This window comes from Marimonas arenosa, assembly GCF_030848945.1.
GTDB classification, from domain to species: Bacteria; Pseudomonadota; Alphaproteobacteria; order Rhodobacterales; family Rhodobacteraceae; genus Marimonas; species Marimonas arenosa.
Genome location: NZ_JANHAX010000005.1, coordinates 75,517 through 97,777 on the forward strand (window position 1 = coordinate 75,517; position 22,261 = coordinate 97,777).

The 22,261-nt window shown below is 61.4% G+C and carries 22 protein-coding genes; 18 read left to right on the forward strand and 4 right to left on the reverse strand.

The annotated features are described in order from the left end of the window. Positions 1-16: 16 nt before the first annotated feature. The 5 genes from NO357_RS15520 (at position 17) to NO357_RS15540 (ending at position 4,465) form a co-directional block, all read left to right on the forward strand. Positions 17-1,183 carry a nucleotide sugar dehydrogenase gene (locus NO357_RS15520; RefSeq protein ID WP_306736618.1) on the forward strand — a complete coding sequence of 389 codons (1,167 nt, stop codon included), beginning with the start codon at positions 17-19 and terminating at the stop codon, positions 1,181-1,183. Between the two features lie 14 nt (positions 1,184-1,197). After that, positions 1,198-1,887, forward strand: a complete 690-nt coding sequence (locus NO357_RS15525; protein ID WP_306736619.1) for a DUF1045 domain-containing protein — start codon at positions 1,198-1,200, stop codon at positions 1,885-1,887. A gap of 68 nt (positions 1,888-1,955) precedes the next feature. Further along, positions 1,956-3,116, forward strand: a complete 1,161-nt coding sequence (locus tag NO357_RS15530) for a pyridoxal phosphate-dependent aminotransferase (protein WP_306736620.1) — start codon at positions 1,956-1,958, stop codon at positions 3,114-3,116. A 198-nt stretch (positions 3,117-3,314) separates the two neighbouring features. Next, positions 3,315-3,833, forward strand: a complete 519-nt coding sequence (locus NO357_RS15535; protein ID WP_306736898.1) for a sigma-70 family RNA polymerase sigma factor — start codon at positions 3,315-3,317, stop codon at positions 3,831-3,833. Continuing rightward, on the forward strand, positions 3,830-4,465 hold the full coding sequence (locus NO357_RS15540; protein ID WP_306736621.1) for a ChrR family anti-sigma-E factor: 636 nt from the start codon (positions 3,830-3,832) through the stop codon (positions 4,463-4,465). Before NO357_RS15535 ends, NO357_RS15540 begins: the two co-directional genes overlap by 4 nt. Before the next feature lie 22 nt (positions 4,466-4,487). Here the strand turns inward: NO357_RS15540 and NO357_RS15545 are convergent, their stop codons facing one another. Next, positions 4,488-5,213, reverse strand: coding sequence for an SDR family NAD(P)-dependent oxidoreductase (locus NO357_RS15545; protein ID WP_306736622.1), 726 nt, complete (start codon positions 5,211-5,213; stop codon positions 4,488-4,490). Further along, the gene (locus NO357_RS15550) at positions 5,210-5,980 is read right to left on the reverse strand and encodes a DUF1365 domain-containing protein (protein ID WP_306736623.1); all 771 of its coding nucleotides are present in this window, start codon (positions 5,978-5,980) and stop codon (positions 5,210-5,212) included. Before NO357_RS15550 ends, NO357_RS15545 begins: the two co-directional genes overlap by 4 nt. A gap of 174 nt (positions 5,981-6,154) precedes the next feature. On the opposite strand from NO357_RS15550, the gene NO357_RS15555 reads away from it, so the two are divergent. The 13 genes from NO357_RS15555 to NO357_RS15615 all read left to right on the forward strand — a co-directional run bounded on the left by NO357_RS15555 (position 6,155) and on the right by NO357_RS15615 (position 20,687). Next, on the forward strand, positions 6,155-7,498 hold the full coding sequence (locus NO357_RS15555) for an NAD(P)/FAD-dependent oxidoreductase (protein WP_306736624.1): 1,344 nt from the start codon (positions 6,155-6,157) through the stop codon (positions 7,496-7,498). Continuing rightward, positions 7,437-8,594 (forward strand): SAM-dependent methyltransferase, encoded by a 1,158-nt coding sequence (locus NO357_RS15560; RefSeq protein WP_306736625.1) that lies wholly within the window; start codon positions 7,437-7,439, stop codon positions 8,592-8,594. The genes NO357_RS15555 and NO357_RS15560 overlap by 62 nt, the downstream gene beginning before the upstream one ends. Beyond that, entirely contained in the window at positions 8,587-9,081 is a 495-nt protein-coding gene (locus NO357_RS15565) for a hypothetical protein (RefSeq protein WP_306736626.1), read from the forward strand. Before NO357_RS15560 ends, NO357_RS15565 begins: the two co-directional genes overlap by 8 nt. After that, positions 9,081-10,307 carry an MFS transporter gene (locus NO357_RS15570; RefSeq protein WP_306736627.1) on the forward strand — a complete coding sequence of 409 codons (1,227 nt, stop codon included), beginning with the start codon at positions 9,081-9,083 and terminating at the stop codon, positions 10,305-10,307. Before NO357_RS15565 ends, NO357_RS15570 begins: the two co-directional genes overlap by 1 nt. Then, entirely contained in the window at positions 10,304-10,864 is a 561-nt protein-coding gene (locus NO357_RS15575; RefSeq protein ID WP_306736628.1) for a DUF3833 domain-containing protein, read from the forward strand. Before NO357_RS15570 ends, NO357_RS15575 begins: the two co-directional genes overlap by 4 nt. Positions 10,865-10,909: 45 nt before the next feature. Further along, on the forward strand, positions 10,910-11,644 hold the full coding sequence (locus tag NO357_RS15580; RefSeq protein ID WP_306736629.1) for a TspO-related membrane protein: 735 nt from the start codon (positions 10,910-10,912) through the stop codon (positions 11,642-11,644). A gap of 490 nt (positions 11,645-12,134) precedes the next feature. Then, a complete protein-coding gene (locus NO357_RS15585; protein ID WP_306736630.1) occupies positions 12,135-13,238 on the forward strand; it encodes an efflux RND transporter periplasmic adaptor subunit in 1,104 nt (367 codons plus the stop codon). Next, entirely contained in the window at positions 13,238-16,318 is a 3,081-nt protein-coding gene (locus NO357_RS15590; RefSeq protein ID WP_306736900.1) for an efflux RND transporter permease subunit, read from the forward strand. The genes NO357_RS15585 and NO357_RS15590 overlap by 1 nt, the downstream gene beginning before the upstream one ends. A 323-nt stretch (positions 16,319-16,641) precedes the next feature. Continuing rightward, on the forward strand, positions 16,642-17,838 hold the full coding sequence (locus NO357_RS15595) for a tyrosine-type recombinase/integrase (RefSeq protein ID WP_306736631.1): 1,197 nt from the start codon (positions 16,642-16,644) through the stop codon (positions 17,836-17,838). Further along, complete coding sequence (locus tag NO357_RS15600; RefSeq protein WP_306736632.1) at positions 17,831-18,547, forward strand: hypothetical protein; 717 nt, start codon at positions 17,831-17,833, stop codon at positions 18,545-18,547. Before NO357_RS15595 ends, NO357_RS15600 begins: the two co-directional genes overlap by 8 nt. 81 nt (positions 18,548-18,628) lie before the next feature. Beyond that, positions 18,629-18,826, forward strand: a complete 198-nt coding sequence (locus tag NO357_RS15605; RefSeq protein ID WP_306736633.1) for a helix-turn-helix transcriptional regulator — start codon at positions 18,629-18,631, stop codon at positions 18,824-18,826. Positions 18,827-19,302: 476 nt separating this feature from the next. Then, positions 19,303-19,698 (forward strand): hypothetical protein, encoded by a 396-nt coding sequence (locus tag NO357_RS15610; RefSeq protein ID WP_306736634.1) that lies wholly within the window; start codon positions 19,303-19,305, stop codon positions 19,696-19,698. After that, on the forward strand, positions 19,695-20,687 hold the full coding sequence (locus NO357_RS15615) for an AAA family ATPase (RefSeq protein ID WP_306736635.1): 993 nt from the start codon (positions 19,695-19,697) through the stop codon (positions 20,685-20,687). Before NO357_RS15610 ends, NO357_RS15615 begins: the two co-directional genes overlap by 4 nt. 362 nt (positions 20,688-21,049) lie before the next feature. Here the strand turns inward: NO357_RS15615 and NO357_RS15620 are convergent, their stop codons facing one another. Together NO357_RS15620 and NO357_RS15625 are read right to left on the reverse strand one after the other, a co-directional pair. Next, positions 21,050-21,703: a C39 family peptidase gene (locus NO357_RS15620; protein ID WP_306736636.1), complete on the reverse strand. Its 654-nt coding sequence runs from the start codon at positions 21,701-21,703 to the stop codon at positions 21,050-21,052. 100 nt (positions 21,704-21,803) lie between these two features. Further along, complete coding sequence (locus NO357_RS15625) at positions 21,804-22,202, reverse strand: hypothetical protein (protein WP_306736637.1); 399 nt, start codon at positions 22,200-22,202, stop codon at positions 21,804-21,806. Between the last annotated feature and the right edge of the window lie 59 nt (positions 22,203-22,261).

The window sequence follows — 22,261 nt, forward strand, 5'->3', positions numbered from 1 at the left end:
CAAACAGGACAGGTCCATGAAAATCGTCGTCGCCGGCCTTGGCTATGTCGGGCTATCCAATTCAGTGCTTCTGGCCCAGAACCACACGGTCACCGGGGTCGATCTCGACGCGACCCGGGTCGACATGGTCAATGCCCGCAAAAGTCCGCTTCAGGATGCCGAACTGGCCGCGTACCTGGCCCGCCCTGCCACGAATTTCACCGCCACGACCGACGGCCCCGCAGCCTTTGCCGAGGCCGGGCTGGTGATTATTGCAACGCCGACGAACTACGATCCGGACAGCAACTTCTTCGATACCTCCAGCATCGAGGCGGTGATCGAACAGGTGCTCGCCGTCAACAAAACCTGCCCGATCGTGATCAAGTCGACGATCCCGGTGGGCTATACCGAGAGCCTGCGCCGGCGCTACGGGTCTGACCGGATCCTGTTCAGCCCCGAGTTCCTGCGCGAAGGCCACGCGCTGTACGACAACCTGCATCCCAGCCGAATCATCGTTGGCGACACCGGCCCACGCGGACAGATGTTCGCCGACCTGCTGCTGGAAGGCGCCGTCGACAAGGACACACCGGTTCTGCTGACCGGCTCCTCGGAAGCCGAGGCGATCAAGCTGTTCGCGAATACCTACCTCGCGATGCGGGTAGCGTTTTTCAACGAGCTCGACAGTTATGCCATGCGCTATGGCATGGACAGCCGCCAGATCATCGAGGGCGTCGGGCTCGATCCGCGGATTGGCACCCACTACAACAACCCCTCGTTTGGCTATGGCGGCTATTGTCTTCCCAAGGACACAAGGCAGCTCCTGGCCAATTATTCCGATGTGCCGCAGAACCTTATTCGCGCCATCGTCGACGCCAATACCACGCGCAAGGATTTTCTGGCCGAACAGATCGTGGCACTGCAACCGAACTGTGTCGGCGTCTATCGACTGGTGATGAAAGCCGGGTCAGACAATTTCCGGCAAAGCTCGATCCAGGGGATCATGAAGCGGATCAAGGCCAAGGGCATCCCGGTTATCGTCTACGAACCGGCGCTGGCAGAAGAGGATTTCTTCAAGTCGCCGGTCTACCGAAACCTCGATGCGTTCAAACGCGATGCTGATCTGATCATCGCAAACCGTCTCGATCCGGCGCTGGATGACGTAGCACACAAGGTCTTCACCCGCGATCTGTTCCACGGCGACTGAGCCGCCGCCACGCCATGCCCGATCATTCACGTTACGCCGTTTTTTATGCCCCACCCCCGGGAGCGCTGGCGGACTTCGGTGCGGCGTGGCTGGGTTGGGATGCCGCCGACGGGGCTTGCCGGTCGCATCCCGTGATCGAAGGACTGCCCCGGCCGGTGGAGGATATCACTGAAACACCCCGCAAATACGGCTTTCACGGCACTCTGAAACCGCCTTTCCGGCTGGCCGCTGGTAGCAGCCGCGCGGCACTCGAAGCCGATCTGGCTGCTCTGGCTGAACGTCACGCCCCGGTAATACTGGACGGGCTGATGCTGGCCCGGTTGGGCGGGTTCCTGGCGCTGGTCCCCGAAGGCGATACGACGGATTTGTCGGCGCTCGCCGCAGACTGCGTGCGCGGACTGGACACACACCGCGCGCCGCCGTCGCATGCGGAACTCGAAAAGCGCCGCCACGACGGCTTGACGCCGGCGCAACAGGGCAATCTCGACCGCTGGGGCTACCCCTATGTTATGGAGGCGTTCCACTTTCACCTGACACTGACCGGCCGCCTGCCCCGCGCCGAAGCCAAAACGGTGAAAGCCGCGCTTGCCCCGCTCCTGAAACAGCTCCTGCCGCAGCCCTTCCGGATTGGTGATCTCTGTCTCTTCGGCGAAGCCGCCGACGGACGATTCCATATCCTGACGCGGCATCCGCTCGGTCCCTGAACCAAAGCGATTGCATCGGTCTGCAGCGCTCCCTACTGTCGCGCGCAACCAAGAAAGGGAGCGTTGCAATGATCTTCGCTGACAGTCTGTCTCGCCTCGGCACCGAATCCGCCTTCGTCGTGCTCGCGCGTGCCGGGCAACTGGCCGCACAGGGCCGCGACATCATCAATCTTGGCATCGGCCAGCCCGACTTCAAAACCCCCGAGCATATCGTCGAGGCGGGCATCAAGGCGCTGCGCGACGGCCATCACGGTTACACCCCTGCAAACGGCATCCCTGCCCTGCGCGAGGCAGTGGCGGCCGACTTGCAGCGCCGCCACGGGGTCGAGGTCAACCCCGACCATGTCGTGGTGGTGCCCGGCGGCAAGCCGACGATGTTCTTTGCCGTGCTGATGTTCGGCCAGCCGGGAGCCGAGATCATGTATCCCAACCCCGGATTTCCGATTTACGAGTCGGTCATCCGCTATTCCGGCGCCACGCCCGTACCGATCGCACTGGAGGAAAAGAACGGTTTTGCCTTCACGGCCGAGGCGGTGCTGGCGCAGATCACCGACCGCACCCGGCTGATCATTATTAACTCGCCCGCCAACCCCACCGGCGGGGTGACCCCGAAAGAAGAAATCGACAAGCTGGTTAAGGGACTGCTCGACCATCCACATGTCGCGCTGATGTCAGACGAGATTTACTCCAACATGCTCTACGGCGGGCGTCAGCATGTCAGCTTGCTGCAATACCCGGAAATCCGCGACCGGCTGATCATGCTCGACGGCTGGTCGAAGACTTACGCCATGACAGGCTGGCGCCTCGGATATGCCGTCTGGCCCGACGCGGCGGTCGAACATGTCACCCGGCTCTGCATCAACGACCATTCCTGCGTCAACGCGGCCACGCAATATGCCGGCATTGCGGCGCTCGAAGGGCCGCAAGATGCGGTGCATGCGATGGTGGCCGAGTTCGACAAACGCCGAGAGGTGATCGTGCGCGAACTGAACGCCCTGCCCGGCATCCGCTGCGCCGATGCCGCCGGCGCTTTCTACGCCTTCCCCAATATCGAGGGCACCGGTCTGACGTCGCGCGAAGCGCAGGACCGCTTCCTTGACGAGGCGGGCGTCGCCACCGTCGCCGGCACCAGTTTCGGCGCCTGGGGTGAAGGTTATTTGCGGTTTTCCTACGCCAACTCGACCGAGAACATCCTCGAGGCGCTGTCCCGGATCCGTGAACTGCTCTGAACGCCGTGACGGCCGCAAAACGCTGGCAAAAAAATTCGCACACAAGATGATCCATAGGTCGTGCGTCTCCGTAAAAGGTTTATGTTGACGCACGCACTTGATATTCCTCGAGCCAAGCATTCCCTGGTGAATGTCCTTGATGCCGGAAGTAAGCCCGTGGTGCAGACAGATACCGAGTACTCGCAGCAGACCCAATGGATGATCGCGGTCCGGGATCGCCGAGACCGAAATGCCTTCGCCGCGCTGTTCGACCATTTCGCGCCGCGACTCAAGGGCTTCGTCATGCGCTCGGGCGCGTCCGATCATCAGGCCGAAGAAATCGTGCAGGATGTGATGCTGGCGGTTTGGCGCAAGGCGGCGAGTTTCGATCCGCACCGGGCGCAGGTCTCAGCCTGGATTTACCAGATTGCCCGTAACCGTCACATCGACATCGTGCGCAAGGAAAACCGGCCGATGCCGGAAGAGCTGCGGGAAGACCCCGGCACCGAAGCCGATGCCAGCCAGATCATGGGCTTGGAACAGGAAACGCGGCATCTGAAGTCCGCGCTCGACAAACTTCGGCCGGAACAGCGCGAGATCATCGAAAAAGCTTACCTGGGCGAGCTGACACACCAAGAGATCAGCACCCAGACCGGGTTGCCGCTCGGAACCATCAAATCGCGTATCCGGCTCGGGCTGGAACGCCTCAGACACGAGTTGAAGGACCTCAAATCATGAGTGCCATTGGCCATCATGTCCCAGAATCCATGCTGGCGGCCTATGCCGCCGGCAGCCTGCCGAACGCCTTTGCCGTTGTCGTGGCAAGCCACGTGTCGCTTTGTGGCCAGTGCCGTGTGGCACTCGAGGCGCATCAGAACGTCGGCGGCCTTTTGCTGGAAGACGCCAAAACGGTGTCGGTGTCGTCGCGCCTCAAGGCCGATATCCTGTCGCAGCTCGACGCCCCCTATAGGCCTGAGCCGGTCTACGACCGCTCCGGCATCTATCCCGGCCCGGTGATGGAAACGCTCAAGGGGCGCAAGCCGCGCTGGAAGAACCTCGGCCGCGGCGTCCGTCAGGACATCTTGTCGGAAGGCAAAAAAGGTTCCGTGCGGCTACTCTACATTCCGCCCGGGCAGGCGGTACCGGACCATGGGCACAACGGGTTGGAACTGACGCTGGTCCTCCAGGGCAGCTTCAGCGACGAAACCGGACGGTTCGGCGTCGGCGATCTCGAAGTCGCCGACGAAGAGCTTGATCATACCCCGGTGGCAGATGACGGCGACGCCTGCATCTGCCTCGCCGCCACCGACGCGCCGCTGCGCTTCCATGCTTTCATGCCACGGCTGTTGCAACCGCTGTTCCGGATCTGAGCGTCGCCCGGGACGGGCGACATCACTTGCCGCGGTAAACCAGAAGATCCGGCAGGTGATCGATCAGTCGGATAAACCAGGAAAACGGTGCCGGAAAATCTGTGCGGAAGCGGCGACGGCGCATCGCCTTCAACACCTCTGCGGCTGCGTCCTCAGGGGTCATCAGCATCGGCATCTTGAAGGTATTCTTGTCGGTGAGACGCGTCTTGATGAACCCGGGATTGACCAGACGGACCACAACGCCCGTGTCTTTCAGGTCATGACGCATGGTTTCAGCCAGGCTCACCACAGCCGCCTTGCTGGCGCCGTAACCGATCGAGGCCGGCAGCCCGTGATATCCAGCCAACGAGCCGACAAGGGTGATATCGCCGCGCCCAGCAGCGACGAATTGCGGTACAACCTCGCCCAGAACGCGCATGGCGCCGATGAAATTTACGTCGCACATTGCCAGGGCCGCGTCGCCGTCCCAGGCGGTGGCGCGCATCGGATCGTAGGCGCCGGCATTATAGATCACCCCGTCGACAGGTCCGACCTCTGTCGCCGCGCGCCGGACCGCAGCGGAATCGGTCACGTCGAACGGCACGACACGGGCCTCGCCCAGCGTATCGCGCAAGCTCTCTAGCCGCGGTTTGCCACGCGCCGACAAAACCAGCTGCGCCCCTTCGGCGTGGAGCCGTTTCGCCAACTCCCTCCCAAGTCCTTCGCTGGCGCCCACCAGCCAATAGGATTTTCCTGCGAAATGGGTCATTCGCCCGGCACTCGCAGATTTTCACTCTCCGAAATCAAAGCTGCGGGAGCCGGCTGTTTCTTCAGGAACGGAGCCCGTTTGAGATAGAGGATCATCGCCTGCCAATGGATCAGGACCAGCGTGCGCGCGCCGCCGAACGGACGACGCAAGCCCGCCCGCATGAACGATCCGCTGGTCGCCGGTCGCCGCGGACCAGACAGCGTGGCCAGCACACCTTGATCGCCGTTTTCATAGGAAATGCGAATATCGACCGCCCGTTCGTTCAGGTCAAAATTGAAGTGATACCGCCCCGCCACCGTCTGGAAGGGAGAGACATGCATCAGTTTCTTGGCGACCATGCGATCACTGCGCGCAATCGGTCGGAAATCCTCGTGCGCGCAGAGATAGCAGTGCCGATGGCCGAAGGTGTTGTTGACCTCGGCCACGAAGGCGCAGGGCTTGCCGTCGATCAGAGCGATCCAGAAGCTCACCGGGTTGAAATGGAACCACAGGAAGCTCGGTTGCGTCAGCAGCAGCAGCTGCGCACGAGCAACAGGGAAGCCGCGCGCCTCGAGAAGTTCGCGGAACCAGGCAACGCCGCGCCCTTCCCCGCGCGGACCGCCATGGCGGCGGTCCCAGAGTGACCAGAGATTGAAGCGGTTGCGCGAAAACAGCCATGGCTTGGCCTCGTCCAGATCCGTGAGGACATAATCGACGCTATAGCGGAACGCGTTTTTCATCGTCCCCCGGCGTACGTGAAAGGTGTGAGCGGCTACGTGGTCTAACATTGCCAATAGGTTACGCGGGTCGCCCGCCCTTGGATCACTCGCGGCGAAAATAACCAACGCCCCCCAGCGCCCGGCCGCTTCGCCAGTCGGTGGGCGGGATTTTTCCGGTCTTTGTGATCCAAAGCCGCAGACCCGGCGTAGCTCCTTCAACCAAACACGAAGAACGAGGACGGAATGTTCGATCAGACTCAGGGGCCACGCAAGAAAATCGCCATTGTCGGCAGCGGGATTTCCGGATTGGCGGCCGCTTACTACCTGTCGCCGCAACATGATGTCACGCTTTTCGAAGCGGAAGCGCGGCTCGGCGGGCATGCTCGCACCGTGATGGCTGGCAAGCATGGTGACCAGCCGGTCGATACCGGGTTCATCGTGTTCAACTACGCCACCTATCCCTACCTCACCCGGTTATTCCGCGACCTCGACGTGCCGGTGGTCAAGAGCGAGATGAGCTTTGCCGCGACGATTGACGACGGCTGGCTGGAATACGGGCTGAAGAGCTTCGCCTCTATTGCCGCTCAAAAACGCAACCTGGTGCGACCGCAATACTACAAGATGATCGCCGACATCCTGCGGTTCGGCAAACGGGCCGAGGCGGCGGCCAGGGACGATGACAAGACTATCGGCGAGTTGGTCGATGAGCTGGGTCTTGGAGAGTGGTTCCGCAACAAGTACCTGATGCCGATGTGCGGCGCGATCTGGTCGACACCGGTCGAAGAGATCGACCAGTTCCCGGCGAAATCACTGGTCCAGTTCTTTCGCAATCACGCCCTGTTGGCCGGCATCGGCGAGCACCAGTGGTGGACGGTGAAGGGCGGCAGCATCGAATACGTGCGCCGGTTGGAAACCGCACTGATCGCCCGCGGCTGTGCAATCCGGACCGCGGCACCGGTACGTGCCGTCGAGCGCGGAGCGTTCGGTGTGTCGGTCACCGCCGACGGCGCGCCGGCAGAAACCTTTGACGAACTCATTCTGGCCTGTCATTCCGACCAGGCCCTGGCCATCCTGGGTCCGGAGGCAACGGCCCCGGAACGGGCAGCGCTTTCGGCCATCCGCTACCAGCCCAATACCGCCGTTCTGCACAGCGACCCGGGACAGATGCCCAAGCGCCGTGCTTGCTGGGCCAGCTGGGTTTACCGCTCGCAACAGGGTGATATCGGCGTCACCTACTGGATGAACCGCCTGCAATCGATTCCCGACAGCGATCCGCTGTTCGTCACCCTGAATCCGTCGGACGAGATCCCGGAGGCGGCGACCTACGACCGGGTCGAATTTGCCCATCCGGTTTTCGACAAGGCCGCACTGAAGGCCCAGCGAGAAATCCGGGCGATGCAGGGGCGAAATCGTACCTGGTTCGCCGGCGCCTACAATCGCCACGGTTTTCACGAGGACGGCATCGCCAGCGCCATGCGCGTCGTCCGCAGCTTGACCCAACGCAGCCAACTGGAAGGAGCAGAGCATGCGCTTCACGACCAAGGCCTTGAAATCGGAATTCCTCTCGACCTGCGAGCGTCTGCGTGAGGGCCGCCTGACCCTGCGCACACCCGAGGGCGAACGCTACGAGTTCGGTAGTTCCGGACCCGAGGCAGAAATGGTGATCCGAGACTGGGCGGCGGTTTCGGCCATGGCCGCGCATGGGCAGGTGGGGCTGGGCGAAACCTATGTTCAGGGGCTGTGGGACACCCCCTCGGTCGAAGGTCTGGTAACGCTCGCTATGCGCAACCGTGACCATCTCGGCACCTATGATCAGGCCAGCCCCTTCAATAAGGTCAAGTTCCGCCTGGCCGACACCGTACTGCGGGCGAATTCCCGTCGCGGCGCGCGGCGCAACATCCGCGCCCATTACGATGTCGGTAACGAATTCTACGCGCTGTGGCTGGATGACGGGATGACCTATTCTTCGGCCCTGTTCGACCACGGCGACAACGATCTGGGCCGTGCCCAGACCCGGAAGTATGACCGTGCCCTGTCCCGCCTGAGCGGCGGGGAACATACGCTCGAGATCGGTTGTGGCTGGGGTGGGTTCGCCGAGCAAGCCGCAAACGAGGGCCGCGACGTGACCGGTGTCACTATATCGCGGAATCAACACAGCTACGCCGAATGCCGCCTCGACGGGCGCGCAGACATCCAGTTGCGCGACTATCGCGACATCGACGGCAAATACGACAACATCGTTTCGATCGAGATGATTGAAGCGGTCGGCGCACGGTACTGGCCAGACTACTTTTCGGTCTTGAAGCGCAGTCTCGCGGAAGGTGGTCGCGTGCTGTTGCAGGCGATTACCGTCAAGGACAGCTTCTTCGACACCTACAAGACGTCCTCCGATTACATTCGCCAATACGTGTTTCCCGGCGGCATGTTGCTTTCCGACGGGGTGATTGCCGACCAGGCCCGGCGTGTGGGACTGACCGTCGAAGACAGCTACGCCTTCGGACAGGACTACGCCCGTACCTGCCGGACCTGGGCCGAGCGGCTGGTTGCGCGAAAGCGGCAGATCACCGAGATGGGCTATAACGAAGGGTTCTTCCGCAATTGGCAATATTACCTCGAAATCTGTGCCGCCTCGTTCGCGGTTGGTCATACCAATGTGGTCCAGGTGGAGCTTGGCCATGCGTAACCTGATCCTCACTGCCTGCCTGCTGTTTGTTTCCGCCCAGGCTCATGCCTCGGCCGTCAAATCCGCGCTGTCGGGCGCCGAATTGCGCGGCGCTGCGACCTTTCGTTATGTCGGCTTTCCGCTCTACGAAGCACGGCTCTTCACCCCGGGCGGCACGCCGCTCGACTGGAGCCGCGATTTCGGGCTGGAATTGACCTATCTGCGCACCCTCACCGCCTATGACCTTGTCGAAGGCACGATGCGCGAACTGCAACGCATCGGGGCGCCATTGCCCGTGCGCGACCAGCTCGAACGCTGTTTCGCCGACGTGCGCAAGGGCGACCGCTATGCCGCCGTCTCCAACGGCCCTGACAGGCTGGATTTCTGGCGCAACGACAAACGTGTTTGCACGCTCAGTCACCCGCGTATCAAGACGCGGTTCATGAGCATCTTTCTTGGCGACAATACCCGCTCGAAATCCTTTACCCGCAGGCTCAAGGGCGAGTGATGCTCTATCCGCGCGTCAGCCTCTACGCGCTGATGCTGGCCGCGGCCGGCATTCCGCTTTACATTCACCTGCCGCGTTTCGCGGCGGTGGAACTCGGCATTGGCCTTGGAACCATTGGTACGATCTTGCTGGCGATCCGTCTGATCGACCTGGTTCAGGATCCGGCGATCGGTTGGGCGATCGACCGGTGGCCGGGCGCTCAGTCAGGCTTTGCACTCGCCGCCGCGGGTGGCCTTGCCGTTGGCTTTCCTCTGCTTTTCATGCCCTACTCCGGGACGGGGGTTGAACTCCGACTGGTTGCGATCCTGGTGGTGCTGTTCTCGGCCTACAGCCTCGGGATGATCCTGCTGTACGGCCGCAGCGCGACTTTGGCGCGGCGCCCGGAACCACGCGAGTTGATGACGCTGGCCGCATATCGCGAAGTCGGCATGCTGGCCGGCGTAGTGCTGGCGGCGATTGCGCCGACGTTGCTTGTCGGGTTTGGCGCAGGGGCGCAGGGCTATCCCGCTTTCGGCCTGTTTCTCGGCGCGCTGGCGGTGGCGATCGGGCTGCTGACGCTGCCGATCTGGCGCCGGCCCGTGATCCTAGGCGACCGCCTGTCGTTGGCCGGCCTGGGACAGGCCGGGGCTCTTCGGCTTCTGGCGCTGGCGCTGGTCAACAGCCTGCCGGTGGCGATCACCTCGACGCTGTTTCTGTTCTTTGTTGAGGACCGGCTGCAATTGCCGGGCCAGGCCGGGCCGCTCCTCATCCTGTTCTTCCTCAGCGCCGGGCTCAGCGTGCCGTTCTGGGCGCGTCTGAGCCAGAATATTGGGCCCAAGACGACCCTGCTTGTTGCTATGCCTCTGGCGATCCTGGGCTTCGCCGGCGCAGCGTTCCTCGCCCCCGGCAATCTGGCCGGCTTCTCCATGGTCTGCCTGGCTTCCGGTGCCGCGCTCGGGGCCGACATGGTGATCTTGCCCGCGATGTTCTCGGTGGCGCTGACACGAGCTGGCCTCAAGGCGTCTCTGGCCTTCGGGATCTGGTCTTTCGCCGGCAAGCTGGGGCTGGCACTGGCCGCTTTCGCGGCCCTGCCGTTGCTCGAGGCCAGCGGTTTCACCCCCGGCGCGACCAACAGTCCCGCGGCGCTGGCCCGGCTCAACCTGCTTTATGCCGTCATCCCGTGTATCCTGAAACTCGGCGCCCTAGGCCTCGTCCTGGCGCTACCCACAGAGGACCGAACCCTATGAAACTCTTCAGCGCCCTGCTGCTCGTGATCCTTGTCGCAATGATCGCGAAGTCGGTGTTCCTCAGTTTCCGCGCCCAAAGTCCGGAAGATTATGCCGAGACCGGCCCGGCCTTTTCGCTCAAGCAGCACCTTTCGGGAGAAATTCGCTCCGAGGGGCTGATTTTCGGACCCAAAGGCCGGATGACCAACAGCTTCACCGCGAAGATGGTCGGCGAATGGGACGGCGACACCGGCACGCTGCGCGAGGAATTCACCTATTCCAATGGCAAAACGCAAAGCCGCAAGTGGTACCTCAAGCTCGGCGACGGCAATACTTTCACGGCCACGGCGGACGATATTGTCGGCGAAGCGCATGGCACAATCTCGGGGGCGACGATCAAGATGGAATACCAGATCATTTTGCCCGAAGATGCCGGCGGCCACACGCTGACGGCGACAGACTGGCTCTACCTGACAGAAAACGGAGTGATCATGAACAAGTCGGAGATGCGGAAATTTGGCATCAAGGTGGCTGAACTGGTTGCAACCATGCGTCCGGCAGACCTGGACATGCGCTGATCCGAGGCCCCGCCCGCTCTATCGCAGAAGGGAAGTCACGCCAACATGTTACGCAACATACCTTTGCTTGCGCTCGCCGTCCTTTTAACCACGATCGCCTTCGCGCTCGCGCCGATGCTGAGCCGCGGCTTCGCCGGTTTCACACCGGAACAGTTCCCCGTGGAATTGGAGGTCTGGCCGGTGCAGCCTGACGGTTGGGCTTTTGCGATCTGGGGCGTGATCTATGTCTGGCTGATCCTCGGCGCCCTCTGGGGGCTGATCAACGCACCGCGCGACCGGGACTGGCAGGCCATGCGCCAGCCGCTTCTGGCAAGTCTCGGGGTCGGCGTCTTCTGGATCGCTGCGGCCAATGCCTCGCCGATTCTGGCGACGGTGATGCTGTACGTCATGGCCGGGTTCGCCATCGCGGCTCTGCTGCGCGCCGGTGCCGGCGTGCCGGTCTGGCAGCGTCGCCCGGTGGCGCTCTATGCCGGGTGGCTGACAGCGGCGACCGGGGTCGGCACCGGTGTGGTGCTCGGTGGTTATGGCGTGCTGTCGGCACAGGTCGCCGCGCTGGTGATGCTGGCGTCAGTTCTTGTCACCGCGCTGGCGGTTCAGCTGCAGCGCCCCACGGAATGGGCCTATCCTTTGGCGGTGATCTGGGCCCTCGCCGGTGTCATCTCTGCCAACCTGCCCTCGCAGAACTGGCCGGTAGTCGGACTGGCAGCGGTCGGGATCATCACCCTCACTCTCGGCTTCGTCTTCTCGTTGCGCCGCGGACCTCGGCGCCAGCGTCGCTAGGCCCGGGCGGCCTCACCCACAGGACACAAACCGAGCTGGCGACCGGATCATGGAAAAGGTCCTCGTCTTCCCTGCCCTTGCCACCTTGAACGCCTGTTCAGGTAAGCCGGTTTCGACGAGCGGCCGCTTTCCAGGCGGGATCTCGGTCTCTAGGAATTCTTCGCCGGCAAATCCCGCGCCCACTGCCAGCGACGGCGTGCCGATCGCTTTCGCCTCGGACTGGCGGTGTCCGACGTGACCCCGATACACGGCGTCAAGGCGGCGATGGCCCGCCAGCGCAGGAGCGACGCCTGCGCGGTGGTCACCCTTTGCGCCGGCGAAATCGTTTTGCAGGCCTGACGCCTAGCCCAACAGACCGGCCAACCTCACGGCACAGGCTTCGCTGGCAACGACACCCACATTAGGTTTACGTTGCTATTCTGGCGCGTTTCTCTACGCTCGATGCTCGGCTCTAATTTCGAACGGGGCTCTAATTCGGATCTCGTCCACCATGTCCATCTGGAAACAGTTCCTGGTCCTCGCCCTGCTGGCAGCTCTGGCGTACGGCGGCTACGAAGGCTACCGGCGTTATCTCGCCCCCGAAGAGGCGCCGGCCGGCCAAAGCGGACGCCGTGGAGCGGGCCCGGCGGTGGTGGAATTGGCCACGGCGGAAATGCGAACCCTGAGCGAAACCATCGAAGCCGTCGGCACGACCCGCGCCCGCCAGTCCATCGACATCGTCCCCGAAGCCAGCGGCCGCATCGAAGAGATCGCCTTCGCGCCCGGACAGCATGTCGAAGCCGGTGCGATCCTGGTTCGGCTTGACGACACCATTGCCCGTGCCGACGTGGCCGAAGCCGATGCAAAGCTCATCGAACGCGAACGGGTGCTCGAGCGCGTGACCCAGTTGCGCGGCACGAACGCCGTGGCCGAAGCCACTCTTGAAGAAGCCATTGCCCGGTTGGCCGAAGCCCGCGCCCAACTTGACCGGGCCGAGCAACGCCTGGCCGAACGGATCATCCGCGCGCCTTTCGACGGGACGGTCGGACTGGCCGAGATTGATCAAGGCGCGCGCGTCAGCGCCGGGACGTTCATCACGCGTCTCGACGATCTCTCGGACGTCGAGGTCGAGTTCTCGCTGCCGGAAACCCTGTTTGCCCGGGTAAAGACCGGACAGAAGATCACTGCCACCAGCGCCGCCTTTCCCGGGCGCACGTTTGACGGTCAGATCGAGGCGGTGGACAGCCGTATCGATCCGGTCAGCCGCTCTTTCCGCACCCGCGCCATCATACCGAACCCCGACGGGACATTGCCGGCGGGCATGTTCATGTCGCTCGAACTGACCCTGTCGCAAACCGACCGCATCGTTGTTCCGGAAGAGGCCATTGTGTTCCAGGCCGCCGAAACCTATGTCTTTCGGGTCGCTGAGGAAAAGGCGCGGCGCGTTTCTGTCGAAACCGGGCAGCGCCGGGCCGGTCTCGTCGCCATCCTCGACGGGCTCGACGAAGGCGATCACGTGGTCGTCCGAGGCCTGCACCGGGTGCGTGACGGCGGCGCGATCGAAATCCTGAACACGCCTGGCGCGTCGGCCACGGCGACCGAGAACGGGTCGTGATGCTCTCCGACATCTCTGTGCGCCGGCCGGTCCTCGCGGCGGTCGCCAACCTGTTGCTGATCGTGTTCGGCATCACTGCCCTGCGCGATATTCCCGTGCGCGAACTGCCAGATATCGACAACGCCGTGGTCACCGTGTCGACCAGCTATCGCGGCGCGGCCCCCGAGGTGATCGACACCGACATCACCGAAACCATCGAAGGCGCCATCGCCTCGATATCAGGCATCCGTTCGATCAGTTCGGAAAGCCGCCAGGGCCGCTCGCGCGTGACGATCGAGTTCGAGGCCGGGCGTGACGTGGACGTTGCCGCCAATGACGTGCGCGACGCAGTCGGCCGGGTGCGAGACAACTTGCCCCAGGAGGCCGACCAGCCCGAGGTCGAGAAAAGCGATGCCGATGCCGACCCGGTCATGCGTTTGGCGGTGGTCTCGGACCGGATGACCACGGCCGAGATCACCGACTACATCGACCGCTTCGTCGCCGACCGCCTGGCCACGCTCGACGGGGTGGCCAGCCTGCGGATTTATGGTGAAAGATCCTTCGCGGTGCGGATCTGGCTCGACCGCCGCGCGCTGGCCGCGCGCAAGCTGACGGTTGCGGATGTGGAGCGCGCGCTCGTACGCAACAATGTCGAACTGCCAGCCGGCGAAGTCGCCTCGTTGAACCGGCAACTGACCGTGCGGCTCAACAGCCGCCTGCAAAGCGTCGCCGATTTCCGCGACGTCGTTCTCGACCGGGTCGCGGGGTATCCGGTCCGGCTGGGCGACGTGGCCCGGGTCGAGCCTGGCGTGGCCGACGATTCCACCATCGCGCGCAGTGATGGGCGCGATGCGGTGGGCGTGGCAGTTCAGCGGCAAAGCCAGTCCAACACGCTGCAGATCTCCAACGCGGTGCGTGCCGAGATCGCCCGGATCAACCCGACTCTGCCTGAAGGCATGGAGATCCTGGTCGGCTCGGACGACGCGCTGTTCGTTGGCGCCTCGATCCGAGAAGTTGTCAACGCGCTGTTGATCTCGCTCGGCCTTGTGGTGCTGGTCATCCTGCTGTTCCTGCGCTCGTTCCGCGCCACGCTCATTCCCGCGATCACGATCCCGGTCTCGCTGGTCGGCGCCTTCGTGCTGATCGGTGCCTGGGGGTTTTCCCTCAACACGCTGACGCTTCTGGCGCTTCTGCTGGCCATCGGGCTTGTCGTAGATGACGCGATCGTGGTGCTGGAAAACATCCAGCGCCGGATCGAAAATGGCGAAACACCGCTGGTCGCTGCGATCAAGGGCGCTCGGCAGGTGACCTTCGCGGTTCTGGCCACCTCGGTCACACTGATCGCGGTCTTCATCCCGCTGTCTTTCATGCCCGGCCAGGTCGGGCGGTTGTTCATCGAATTCGGCTGGGTCATGGCGGGAACGGTGGCGATTTCGACCTTCGTCGCACTCACCGCCTGCCCGGCCCTGGCCTCCAAGGTCTTGCGCTCCGGCAAAAGCGTTGAAATGATCGAGGCCGACACAGCCCGCGGCCCGATGCAGCGGGCCTATGCCGCCCTGCTGCGCCAAAGCCTGCGCATGCCACTTGTTGTCATCGTCTTGGGTGGCACGGTAACCGGCGGGGCCGCGCTGTTCTACGAAACCCTGCCCCGTGAACTGGCTCCGCGCGAGGACCGTGGCGTGGGCTTTGTGCCGCTGACCGCGCCGCAAGGCAGCACCGTCGAATACACCGACCGCGCTGCGCGGCAGGTCGAGGACCTCCTGCAGCCGCTGCGCGAAAACGGCGTGGTCGAAACCGTTTTCACCTTCACCGGCTGGGGCAATCGCGCCTGGCGGTCCTTCGTCGTCTTCCGCCTCGCTCCCTGGGACGAGCGCACCATGACAGCAGCCGAAGTCGCCCGCGCCATCGCGCCGAAAATGGGCCAGGTCACGCTGGCCCGCGGCTTCCCGATCACCCCGGCCGGGCTCGGTCTGCGCGGAAACTCGACGCCCGTGCGGGTCGTCGTCAGCGGCCCTGATTTCGACAGCGTCAAGGATTGGTCCATCGCCCTACTGGAACGGGCGGAGGACATCGATGGGCTGGTCAACCCCGAGATCAACTATGAACAGAACCTGCCTCAGCTCGAGGTGCGCATCGACCGGCAGCGCGCCGACGATCTTGGCATATCGGTTGAAACCGTTGCCTCGACCATGCAGTCGATGCTCGCCTCGCGGCAGGTCACGACCTTTGTCAGCCGCGGGCGCGAATACCCGGTGATCCTCCAAGCCAAGGAAAGCGACCGCCGCTCGCCCTCGGACATCGACAACATCTACATTCGCGCTGGCGACGGGCAAACGCTGCTGCCGCTGGGCGCGCTGGTCACCGTTCGGGAGAACGCCGCCGCCCCGTCGCTTCGACGCTTCGACCGCCTGCCCTCGATTCAACTTTCCGCCGCGCTTGCCCCCGGTGCTGACCTCGGCACGGTTCTGAGCGACCTCGAACGGATCGCGGACGAAATCATCCCGGCAGACGGCAAGCTCGGCTACGAAGGCCAGTCGCGCACCTTCAAGGACACCGCCGCCGGAGCCAACGCGGTTTTCGCCATGGCGCTCTTGATCGTCTTCCTGGTACTGGCGGCGCAGTTCGAAAGCTTCGTGCACCCGGTCATCATCCTGCTCTCCGTGCCGGCGGGTGTGGCCGGAGCGCTCTATGCCATGGCGCTCGGAGGCCTGTCGCTCAACGTCTACAGCCAGATCGGCATCATCCTTCTGATCGGGCTCGTGGCCAAGAACGGCATTCTGATCGTCGAGTTCGCCAACCAGCTTCGCGACGAGGGCAAATCGGTGCGCGACGCGGTCATCCTGGCTGCGGTCTTGCGCTTGCGCCCGATCATCATGACAGTTCTGTCTACAATCCTAGGGGCCCTTCCGCTGGTCCTTGCCTCAGGCGCCGGTGCCGAAAGCCGCAATGCCATCGGCACGGTGATCATCGCCGGCCTCGCCCTGTCTGCCGTCCTGATGCTCGTCGTCACACCCGTTCTCTACGACCTTCTTGCCCGCTTCACCAAACCGCGCGGAGCGGTGGAAAAGGCCCTGGAGAGGGAACTGAACAAGGCAAGCTAGACGTTTTTCGATGCCGCCCAAGACACGGTTACGGTCTTCTCCTGACAGGCGTCGGAGCGAAACGACTGCGAGCAGAAAGCGACGAGAAGGTATAGACACTCGTTACCTTGGCCTATCGAAGCGGAACGCAGAGCGAATGATGTCGCCAGATTCTTTGATTTCATGGTGCCCCCACACGGCATATAATATCTATATCTTGATGCTCCACGGGATACTCCGTCCGACTATTTCCCCCTATTTTATTGATATTTTCTGTTCCATCTTGTTCCGTCATGCCCCATGATACCCCATATATTGGAGGTGGATGAAAAGGGGGATAATGATTGGCGCGCCCAAAGCACAAACTCACTAACGCCGAACTGAAGGCGAAGGCTCCAGGCAAGTATTCAGACGGCGGCGGGCTTTGGTTCCACAAGCGCAAAGATGGCGGTGCGCAATGGGTTCTGCGTTACACCAGCTTTGGTCGGCGGCATGAAATGGGCTTGGGGTCTTATCCCAGCGTCACACTCAAGACAGCTCGGCAGGAGGCCGAAAAATGGCAAGCTGTGGTGCGCGATGGCAAGGATGCAATCAGGGAACGGGAACGCCAGCGCCGGGACGCCGAAAGAAACCTGCACATTCTTCGCGACATTGCCCTGGACGCCTTTGAAAGCCGCAAGGCGGAACTCAAGGGAGACGGCAAAGCGGGACGTTGGTTCAGCCCGCTTGAACTTCATGTCCTGCCCAAGCTAGGCAAAATGCCTGTTGCGCAGATCGACCAGCGCGACATTCGCGACACGCTCGCGCCGATCTGGCACGAAAAAGCTGACACGGCACGCAAGGCGCTCAACCGCTTGTCTATCTGTATGCGCCATGCGGCGGCGCTGGGATTGGACGTGGACCTACAGGCCGTCGAAAAAGCCAAGGCGCTGCTAGGCCAACAGCGACATCAACCGCAGCATATCCCATCCATGCCGTGGCAAGAGGTGCCGGCTTTCTACCAGAGTTTGACGGGGGGCACCGTTGCCGAACTGGCGCTGCGCCTTTTGATTTTGACCGCAGGCACTCGGTCCAAGCCGATCCGGTTTGCTCACCTTGACCAGATTGACGGTGACGTGTGGACCGTTCCCGGTCCCTTGATGAAAAACCGGAAAGGGCGAGAGGTTGATTTTCGCGTGCCTCTGTCGTCCGAAGCCCTTGCCGTGATTGAACAAGCCAAGCCGTTTGCGCGAGACGGCTTCCTGTTCCCCGGAGTGCGAAAAGGCGTCATCAGCGACATGACGCTCAGCAATTTCATGAAGCGTCAGGGCAGCCCCTATCGACCGCACGGTTTCCGGGCCAGCTTCCGCACGTGGTGCGACGAAGCAGCAAACGCGAAGTTTGAGGTTGCGCAAGCGGCGATTGCTCATGTGACGGATAGCGCGGTTGTTCGCACTTATCGCCAAACGGATTTCCTGGAACAGAGGCGAGCGCTGATGGAACGCTGGGCTTCTCACCTTACCTCTCAGCCTCGCTTGTTGGAGTTTCCCGCAAATGCATGAAGGTTCCGAGTTTTGGGGCTGCCCAAACTGGAGGTCAGCCGAAAACTACATCGGCTGGGAAAGTTGGGATGAAAGACGTTGGCGTTGGGAATTTAAGCGGCGCACCCAAGCTGTTCGCTTCGGTTTCCAATTGGAATTGAAGAATGTCTGGCGGGAGGACAATCCAGAGGGCGGAATCCCACCAGGGCTGATGTGGAAAGATGAATATGCCCGAACTCTGATCCATCTAAGCGCGCCTGATGCAACCAGCTTCGGGTTTTCACCGTTACCGAACCCGCTTTACTCCGAAGCGTTGGATTGGGCAGACGAAGAATATTCCTACATGGGAACAGACATTCTGAAAAAAACACTGGAAGCCCGAACGCTGCTATCGTTCGACGTTTTCCATAGGTCACAGAAACCCTTTGGCGGAGTGGACGTTCTTGGGGTCGGCCAAGTAGCTGTTGTCTTTGATCCCAACAGGCCGATTGAACCGCAACCAGCAGGACTCCAAGAGCACTTGGAGTCATATCGGCATCATTCTCTCAAGCCGCTGAGCAGAAAGCACAAAGCCAAATGGCTTAGATATTTGCGTATCCTAGACGCTCGTGAGGATGGCGCCTCATGGGCGGAATGTGCCGATATTCTTTTGCGCGGCACGACCGCGGCTACCCCTCAAACCGCAGCGGACACCCATGCGCAGGCCGTGAAGACAAGAGACGGGTTGTGATTTAGCAGCCCTTCTTATTTCCCAATCCTCATACCTCATTTGGCGTGACAAGGTGCACCATACGTCAAAGGAGCACCAAACATGGAATATCACCTCGCCAAAAAACCAAAGCGCTACCTTAATTTCCGAAGCCTTCAGGAAAAAATCGGAAACCGTAGCCGGTCCCAAATTTACCGTGACATTGAGGCAGGCCGCCTGCCGAAACCAATAAAGTTCGGTGCGAGGCTCTACTGGGCCGAAGCCGACATCGATGCGGCGCTGGAGGCAATGTCCAAATGACCACTGCGCAGCACACACATCAGGAAACTTCCGACATATACGCGGGCGTCATCGCCCGCCTCTGTTCCCGTCACCGGATGATCGTCTGCAAAGATGACGCTCAATGGATCCTGCAGCGGCGCAAGAAAGGCGGCGCGGAGCGGCCTTGGCGCTCAGTCGGATACTGCCTGACCCGGAAGGCGCTTCTGCACCGCTGCGCCAGCCTGTGCGCGCGCGTAGACCCCGCTGCATGGGCTGCACTCGCAACTCTCCCAGAAATATTCGGAGGTTCACAATGAGCCACAAATCGAAACGCCCCGGCGATGCGCGGCAACGCACCACCGGGGCTCGAAAGGAACGTCAATGGGTTCGACGTCCTTCCCCGGAACATATGCCAAATGCCGCGATTTGCAAATCCGCCACCTGCAGCGACGCTGCGGTCTTCGCGGAGGATTGGCGCGCGCTGTCGCTGCCCTCTGCTTTAGGGAGGAGTGGTGATGGTGGCGTCGACACGTAGCGACCGACACCGCCGCGTCGTGTCCTCGATCGGCCATGCGCTGACCCTTCAGCACGAACCGGAGGCATGGAGTGGCCTTGGCGGCATTCTCAGAGCGCGCCTGACGGAATACGAGCGGGCCAGCCTGCTGGCGTCCGTCGCGGCGGCAACTGAAACCAACCTCGTGATCGAGGTCTGTGAGGCTGTCGTCCCGGCTCGATCGGCTGGTCCTCCCCCACCCGCCTTGTCAGATGTCGAGGACGACGCGCGCTGGTGGGCTGATCTGGCGACCTTGTCAGAACTTCGCGCCTACTTGGCTGCCTGTTTCGTGCGCCTCCCAGCCCGTGAGCGGAGGAACTTCCTTGAAGAGGCAAACTGGATGGAGGTCACGGCATGAAGTGGGCAGAAGGTCTGAAAGCAGCGGCCAACGGCGTAGCTGCTTGCCCTTTACCGGATGGGGTCACGATGCCAGCCACGATCTCCGCACAGGAGCTGGAGACAAAGGATTTTCCGCCCATCTCATGGGTTGTGGAGGGCCTAATCCCAGAGGGTCTGACACTGCTGGCGGGCAAGCCCAAGATAGGCAAATCTTGGCTGGCGCTGCAGATCGGCCTCGCCGTGTCGACAAGTGGCGAGGTGCTCGGGAGGCGAACAACGCAAGGGACGGTGCTTTATGCCGCGCTGGAAGATAACCCACGCCGCCTAAAGTCGCGCATGTCGAAGAGTTGTCGCTGCGCTTCCGGGTGGCCAAGAGAGCTGATCTTCGCCACGGAGTGGCCACGTCTTGACGCCGGAGGTCTTGAGGCTACTGAGGCGTGGATCGGCCAACACCCGAACACGCGGTTGGTCATCATCGATACGCTCGCCACAGTGAGGCCAGCAAGCAATTCCCGGGACAGCCTATATCAGTCAGACTATCAGGCTCTTCGAGGCTTGCATGACTTGGCTAACAGGCACGGCGTCGGGATCGTCGTCATCCATCACGTCCGGAAGGCGGAGGCTGAAGACCGTTTCGATACGGTGTCAGGCTCGACCGGGCTGACAGGCGCAGCAGACGCCACCCTCGTGCTTAGCAACACGTCAGACGGTAAGGTGCTCTATGGCCGGGGGCGTGATCTCGCCGAGTTTGAAAGCGCTGTGGAATTTGACCAGGAGACTTGTCGATGGTCAGACCTAGGGCGCCCCTGCGATGCCTATGGCAGCGCGACCCGCAAGGCGATCCGCGAGGCATTGACAGCGGGAAAGAACAGCCCAAAGGACATTGCTGAGCATTGTGGCCTAGACTACGACCTCTGCGCCAAGACGTTGCAGCGAATGGCTGAAGGAGGAGAGGTGCTAAAAGGCGGCAGGGACAACTACCGGCTCACGCCTGACCCGCTGCCCTGAACCCGTGTCCAATCTGTCCATTTGTCCAGAGCGCAGCCTGTAAATGGACATTTGGACAGTTTGGACACGGTTTGACTTGCAGACTGACCTGCTCCCCTGAAAAGTCCTCGGTTTGAGGTTACGGCGGGGTATCTTTGCTCGAGTACAAGAATAACAAAGTATCACTCCGGATGCAGGTTTTGAAGAATGGAAGACTTCACGTCAGGCGGATCGTCAAAGGTGGCAATGATCATTCTGCCACTTTCAAGCCGCGAAAGCGCCTGGCTGGAGTCGACTAAGACAAGTTTTCCGACGCTGTCTCTAATGTGTAGGTGGTTTTGACCGCACCAACTTCGGTTGGAAATCTTGATCAATCGCTTTTTTCATCGCGGCTTAGTGAAGAAAGCTACCCTCCAGGGTCCGAAAATTTTGGCAAACCGGTGATTGTGCCAATCTTCTCGAAGTTTGGAATAGCTCAGGATGCGCGACTTCGTTCCAGACGTCATTGGATCCCTTATGTAGACGATTTGCTTTTCATCGTCATATCCCATGACAACAAACGTGTGACCCTCTACACCTTCGAAATCGACGTCAATCATTACAGGGCGTCCCTTTCGCAATTGCCGCTTAATGTCGCGAAGACCCGCTCGGAAGCCTGCCTCGGTTTTCGGGTATGCCTTTGTTGGCCAATTGTGGCCAATCTTGCGAAGCGCCACCTTCATGTCATTCCATAGAGTATAACTATTCCTGTTTTCTGGCAGCTTATGATTTTCGGCATATGCCTTCAAAACACGAGGATCGTGTTTCTCCCCGTAGTACGCAAGAACCATTGCACTCGAGGTCGGAACGCACAGGTCTCGCCCCTGTTTGATATGAGGCACACTCAAGAACACCTTGGATTTACTTACAACTGGAGCGGGTAGCTTCCGGTTGGAGACGACGCCTTCGCGGAAACCAACTTCAGCACTAGCGGCAGAAATTGCCAGAGAGCCGACAGCGAAAATCGCTGCGAATAAGCAACCTGAAGCGGTCCTCATGTGTCGGTCCAGTCGTCTCAGAATTGGTTTCACCACTCGTTTCTACTTTACCCCTTGAATGAGAAGGTTCTTCCACCAGAAAGAAACGAACCTTGCATCGTCAGTCTAATGCGCGCGTTCCACGAAAAGCCACCGCAATCGTCTTGCCTGCCGCCGTGCAAAGGTATTTTGCACGGTACTTGACTTCAGTGTGTCCTTTGATCGGAAGACGTGCCGCTGCTTGTTCGTGGGTCTCACCCGGTCGCAAGAATGTCGCACTCCATTTGTGATAAGGCTTATCTGGCCCAGCCTTCGCCGACTTGATCCTAAGCTGGAATTTTCCGTTCTTAGCTCGGCATTTGACATCGACGGGGTAGTAACGTCGCGCAAAATCCTTGTAGAGGTACTCCCTCAGTTGCTTGTCGTCCTTCAGTGTCTTCCAACCGTGATCTTTTGCTACCGCGTCAATCGGCATGACCGCGAGCACTAATACAACGGCAACAACAATAGATTTTTTCATACCTGAACCTTTTCTCAGAAATTGTCAGCCAAAGATACGCATCCCACTACCGGGCGCTC

Bases quoted from the DNA above. Each gene is read 5' to 3' on its own strand.
- NO357_RS15590 (WP_306736900.1), top strand. From the start codon at position 13,238: ATGCTCTCCGACATCTCTGTGCGCCGGCCGGTCCTCGCGGCGGTCGCC.
- NO357_RS15610 (WP_306736634.1), top strand. From the start codon at position 19,303: ATGGTGGCGTCGACACGTAGCGACCGACACCGCCGCGTCGTGTCCTCG.
- NO357_RS15535 (WP_306736898.1), top strand. From the start codon at position 3,315: ATGATCGCGGTCCGGGATCGCCGAGACCGAAATGCCTTCGCCGCGCTG.
- NO357_RS15585 (WP_306736630.1), top strand. From the start codon at position 12,135: ATGTCCATCTGGAAACAGTTCCTGGTCCTCGCCCTGCTGGCAGCTCTG.
- NO357_RS15540 (WP_306736621.1), top strand. From the start codon at position 3,830: ATGAGTGCCATTGGCCATCATGTCCCAGAATCCATGCTGGCGGCCTAT.
- NO357_RS15580 (WP_306736629.1), top strand. From the start codon at position 10,910: ATGTTACGCAACATACCTTTGCTTGCGCTCGCCGTCCTTTTAACCACG.
- NO357_RS15620 (WP_306736636.1), bottom strand. From the start codon at position 21,703: ATGAGGACCGCTTCAGGTTGCTTATTCGCAGCGATTTTCGCTGTCGGC.
- NO357_RS15555 (WP_306736624.1), top strand. From the start codon at position 6,155: ATGTTCGATCAGACTCAGGGGCCACGCAAGAAAATCGCCATTGTCGGC.
- NO357_RS15520 (WP_306736618.1), top strand. From the start codon at position 17: ATGAAAATCGTCGTCGCCGGCCTTGGCTATGTCGGGCTATCCAATTCA.
- NO357_RS15615 (WP_306736635.1), top strand. From the start codon at position 19,695: ATGAAGTGGGCAGAAGGTCTGAAAGCAGCGGCCAACGGCGTAGCTGCT.
- NO357_RS15600 (WP_306736632.1), top strand. From the start codon at position 17,831: ATGCATGAAGGTTCCGAGTTTTGGGGCTGCCCAAACTGGAGGTCAGCC.
- NO357_RS15570 (WP_306736627.1), top strand. From the start codon at position 9,081: ATGCTCTATCCGCGCGTCAGCCTCTACGCGCTGATGCTGGCCGCGGCC.
- NO357_RS15575 (WP_306736628.1), top strand. From the start codon at position 10,304: ATGAAACTCTTCAGCGCCCTGCTGCTCGTGATCCTTGTCGCAATGATC.
- NO357_RS15625 (WP_306736637.1), bottom strand. From the start codon at position 22,202: ATGAAAAAATCTATTGTTGTTGCCGTTGTATTAGTGCTCGCGGTCATG.
- NO357_RS15550 (WP_306736623.1), bottom strand. From the start codon at position 5,980: ATGTTAGACCACGTAGCCGCTCACACCTTTCACGTACGCCGGGGGACG.
- NO357_RS15565 (WP_306736626.1), top strand. From the start codon at position 8,587: ATGCGTAACCTGATCCTCACTGCCTGCCTGCTGTTTGTTTCCGCCCAG.
- NO357_RS15560 (WP_306736625.1), top strand. From the start codon at position 7,437: ATGCGCTTCACGACCAAGGCCTTGAAATCGGAATTCCTCTCGACCTGC.
- NO357_RS15525 (WP_306736619.1), top strand. From the start codon at position 1,198: ATGCCCGATCATTCACGTTACGCCGTTTTTTATGCCCCACCCCCGGGA.
- NO357_RS15530 (WP_306736620.1), top strand. From the start codon at position 1,956: ATGATCTTCGCTGACAGTCTGTCTCGCCTCGGCACCGAATCCGCCTTC.
- NO357_RS15605 (WP_306736633.1), top strand. From the start codon at position 18,629: ATGGAATATCACCTCGCCAAAAAACCAAAGCGCTACCTTAATTTCCGA.
- NO357_RS15545 (WP_306736622.1), bottom strand. From the start codon at position 5,213: ATGACCCATTTCGCAGGAAAATCCTATTGGCTGGTGGGCGCCAGCGAA.